Origin of the sequence: Enemella evansiae, from assembly GCF_004362375.1 — a bacterium.
In the GTDB taxonomy this organism is placed as follows: domain Bacteria; phylum Actinomycetota; class Actinomycetes; order Propionibacteriales; family Propionibacteriaceae; genus Enemella; species Enemella evansiae.
The window spans coordinates 1-4,100 of sequence record NZ_SNXA01000005.1 but is presented as its reverse complement, the minus strand read 5'-3'; the positions used below and the strand labels follow the sequence as shown (position 1 = coordinate 4,100).

At 69.2% G+C, this 4,100-nt stretch carries 3 protein-coding genes; 2 read left to right on the top strand and 1 reads right to left on the bottom strand.

The genetic code is table 11. The annotated features are described in order from the left end of the window. Positions 1–115: 115 nt before the first annotated feature. On the bottom strand, positions 116–1,807 hold the full coding sequence (locus C8D81_RS00600; protein WP_133625355.1) for a DUF2207 domain-containing protein: 1,692 nt from the start codon (positions 1,805–1,807) through the stop codon (positions 116–118). Between the two features lie 132 nt (positions 1,808–1,939). Here C8D81_RS00600 and ispF point away from each other — a divergent pair, with 132 nt between their 5' ends. Together ispF and C8D81_RS00590 are read left to right on the top strand one after the other, a co-directional pair. After that, positions 1,940–2,449, top strand: coding sequence for a 2-C-methyl-D-erythritol 2,4-cyclodiphosphate synthase (gene ispF / locus C8D81_RS00595; protein ID WP_094460199.1), 510 nt, complete (start codon positions 1,940–1,942; stop codon positions 2,447–2,449). 28 nt (positions 2,450–2,477) lie between these two features. Next, positions 2,478–3,611 (top strand): neutral zinc metallopeptidase, encoded by a 1,134-nt coding sequence (locus C8D81_RS00590; RefSeq protein WP_133625354.1) that lies wholly within the window; start codon positions 2,478–2,480, stop codon positions 3,609–3,611. The last annotated feature ends 489 nt before the right edge of the window (positions 3,612–4,100 follow it).

The following is a 4,100-nucleotide window of genomic DNA, read 5'->3' as shown; positions in this document are numbered from 1 at the left end:
GCCAGTGTCGAGATCGGTCAAACGAACAACCCAGACCCCAAAGACATCATCCCCAAGGCCACCGGACCCCCACCACCATCCTCACTGTGTCGAGAGGAGCCCACCCCCAGCCTGCTCAGCGGGCGAACAGATTGCCCGAGACGGTGGTGATGAAGTTCCGCAGCGAATCCGGCAGGTCCCGCAGGTGCCAGTTGTCCGGGCCGTGGTACCAGGACAGATCGGTCGGGTCCGGGGCGTCGTCGTCATCGGCGGCGACGATCGCATCCAGCCAGCGATCCGCCCCGCCGAGCACGATGGCGTACGGCAGCACCTCGGACAGCTCGCGGTATTCAAGGCCCTTCGGCATCCGGTCGGTGGGTTCGCTGCGCAGTTCCTGGCGGAGTACGCCGAGGCCGGCGAGCAACCGGGCGCCGAGCGCGGTCCGCGCCGGCATCTCCTGGGCGACGAACGCCAACCCCAGGCCGAGCGCGACGACGGCCAACCCGGTCAGCCCGAAGGTGGTGAAGGCCGCGAGCACACCGGTGAGCACCACACCGACGATGAGCAGGATCAGCGCGGCCTGGTTCCACACGTTGCGGGTCGAGTCGGGGCGCCGGTCGTACCAGCCGTTGTCGACCATGTCGTCGTAGAGGTCGTTCTGCACCGTCGGGATCACACCGGAGATCGAGGGGCCGATCTCGGAGACCTGCACCGACGACCCGTCGGCGGGCGCCAGCGCGTCGAGCAGCGCCTTCTCGTAGGGCTGCAGCCGGGACTCGTCACCGGGCATCCGGTGGAAGGTCCAGTCGGTGGGGGCGAACTCGCTGCGCCGCGGCAGTTCGACGATCAGCAGGTGCCCACGGACCGCGAGGTCGATGATGGTGGCGGTGACGTCGATCGGGTCGACGCGCTCGTCGGCCACCGTACCGATCTGGCCGGGCAGCACCTCGCCACCGGCCTTGAACTCCACCACCCCGGCACCGACGGGCACGAACTCCGCGACCCGGATCGGGTCACCGGAGGGGTTGGCGTCCCGGCCGGCGCGCCGGTGCAGCAGGAACAGGGCCAGCGCACCGAGGGCCAGCAGACCCAGCGCGACCGCGAGCGGGACACCGGTGCCGGTGAGGGCCCGACCGAGCGTCCACTGGTCGTCGACCTGCTCGTCGCTGGCGACCGCACCGGCCGGGAAGGCGATGCGTACGCCGACGATCTCACCCGCCCCGCGCGGGCCGTCGGAGATCCGGGGGGCGATGCCGGAGGCGGAGGTCCCATCGGCCAGCGCGCAGGAGGCCTCGGTACCGGGCGGGCCGGCGACGCACTTGAAGTCACTGAACTGGGCCGGCATGGCGAACTCGGCGGTCACCTGGTCCACCGGGACCGACAGACCCTGCAGCACGTTCCAGCGGACCAGGGTGCCGCCACCGGGGGTGGTCACACTGGCGCCGGCGACCCGGTAGCTGACCTCGACCTCGTTCGCGCCACCCGGGGTGATGGTGATGATCTCCCGATCGCCCTCGGTTCGCACCTGGCCGACATCGCGGCCACCGGCGGTCGCCCGCAGTTCGCTCACCCGGTACACGTACTCGCGCTGGTTGACGATCTCCTCCCGCAGCGCGAACGCCTGCTCGATGGAGTTCGGCGGTGCGCCGTCGAAGGTGAGCACCGATCGCACCTGCAGGGAGCCGTCCTGGCCGACGGTCACCGAGCTGGCGTGACTGGTCAACTTGTCGGCTGCGCGAGCCGGGGCGGCCGCCCCGAACAGCGCCAACTGCGCGAGCAACAGGGTCGCCAGCAGGGCCAGCAGCGCTCTGGGTCGCCGGTGTGCCATCGATCCTCCCGGGGTCCGCGACCCGCTCCGGGGCCGCGCGCCCACTATGACACAGGAACAGGGGCGCGCCGCCGCCGCGAGCGCGCGAGTTCCACCGACATGATCCGGACCGCGGGCCCTACGCTGGGCGGCGTGACCTCACCCGCCGCCGCCAGCCCCGCCCCGTTCCGCACCGGAATCGGGGTCGATGTGCACGCCCTCGCCCCCGGTCGGCCGATGGTCGTCGCCGGGTTGTCCTTCCCCGACGAGGAGTTCGGCCCCGAGGGGCACTCCGACGGGGACGTCGCCTGCCATGCCGCCTGCGACGCGCTGCTGTCGGCGGCGGGGCTGGGAGATCTGGGCAGCAACTACGGCACCTCGGACCCGCGGTGGTCCGGTGCCGCGGGGACGGCCTTCCTGACCGAGACCGCGCGCCGGCTGCGCGCCGCGGGATTCGAGATCGGCAATGTCGCGATCCAGGTGATCGGCAACCGGCCACGGTTGGGCGTACGCCGCGGGGAGGCGGAGGCGCTGCTGAGCCGCACCGTGAACGCCCCGGTCTCGATCGCCGCGACGACCACCGACGGGTTGGGCCTGACCGGGCGCGGCGAGGGACTGGCCGCGATCGCGACCGCGCTGGTCGTCGGACCCGTGGGCCGTTAAGGTCACTCCCAAGCATCCAGGAGGCGCCATGAGTCAGGGGTACCCCGGCGGACCGGGCCAGCAGGGTTACCGGCAGCAGCCCGGTTTCGGCCGCCAGCCCGGTTTCGGGCAGGCGTACCCCACCGGTTGGCAGCAGCCGCAGTCCCCCTGGGGCCAGCCGCAGGGCCAGCCCGGTGGATACGGCGTACCGCAGCAGTATTCGCAGGGCCCGTACGGATCACCGCAGTTCCCGCCGCCCTCGCCGCGCCCGAAGAGCCGGATGCGCCCGGTGCTGCTCGCCGCGCTGGCGATCGTCGGCCTGGCGATCGCGGGATTCGTGATCAACTCGATGCGGCAGCCGGCGTACCAGAACGAGGACTACACCCCGCCCCCGCCCGGCAACGTGAAGCCCTTCCCCGATGCCCCGGTCAGCGAGGTCAAGTCGATCACCGACGACAACGCGCTCTATCGCCAGCAGGTGCCGGTGCCGGTGCGCTGCGAGATGCGCGATCCGGACATGAACCTCCGCACCGCCAGCGACCAGGAGGTGAAGGACTACATCGACGATCTGATGGGATGCAACATGCGGGTCTGGAACCCGCCGTTCACCGGCACCGGGAAATACGAACTGGTCCGCCCGATCGTCAACGTCTACGGCGAAAGCGTCACCTCACCGTGCGGCGGCGGCAAGGCGATGGGCCCGAACGCGATGTACTGCGCGGCGAACCAGCAGGTCTACTACTCCCGCAAGATCCAGGACGCGAACCCGGCGCTCGCGGTGATGATCGAACCCCATGTGATCGATGAGGTGATGGCGCACGAGTTCGGGCACTCGATCCAGGCGCGCACGCTGATCCTGCAGGCGAACCAGTACCAGCAGGTGCAGTCCGACGACAAGAAGGCAGCCCTGGAGATGAGTCGGCGCATCGAGTTGCAGGCCGACTGCTTCGCCGGCATGTATCTGCAGTCGGTCGGCCGGTCGATGAACTACACCGACCAGAACTGGCAGGACATCCAGACAAGTATTCGCAATGGTGGTGACGACATCCTCACCGGCAAGCCGAACGTGGACGGCACCCATGGCCTGGGTGACAGCCGCCTCTACTGGGGCCAGTTGGGCCTGACGAACACCGACATCGGCAAGTGCAACACGATGACCGCCCCCTCCCAGTTCGTCCGCTGACCCGCTCATCGAGTAGTCGAGCCACACGCTCATCGAGTAGTCGAGCCACAACGCTCATCGAGTAGCGAGCCATGCGGAGCGAAGCGGAGCAGCGAGCCACAACGCTCATCGAGTAGCGAGCCATGCGGAGCGAAGCGGAGCAATGGATCGCGTGTCGAGATGAGCCAAGCGTGGGACAGTCCTCTCGATGCTCCGGGCGTGCTGGGGGACCGCCCCACCACCGCGCCCTGCGAAATCTGCGGCTCGATCGCAGAATCGACCGTTCTGGGCACCGATTCGAAATCGAGCCGCAGATTTCGGTGGGGTTGAGCGGGCGCGAACCGGTGGTCGGCCGGTTCATCTCGACACGCTCGCTGCGCGAGCTACTCGATGGGCGTGGGAGACAACGCTCGTCGCGACGGTCCTATAGATCGTCAAGTGGTCATGAGGTCGGTTTTGAGGTTTCGGTAGATGGTGCGGGCGAGGTGGCGTTTGAGGCATCGGATGGTT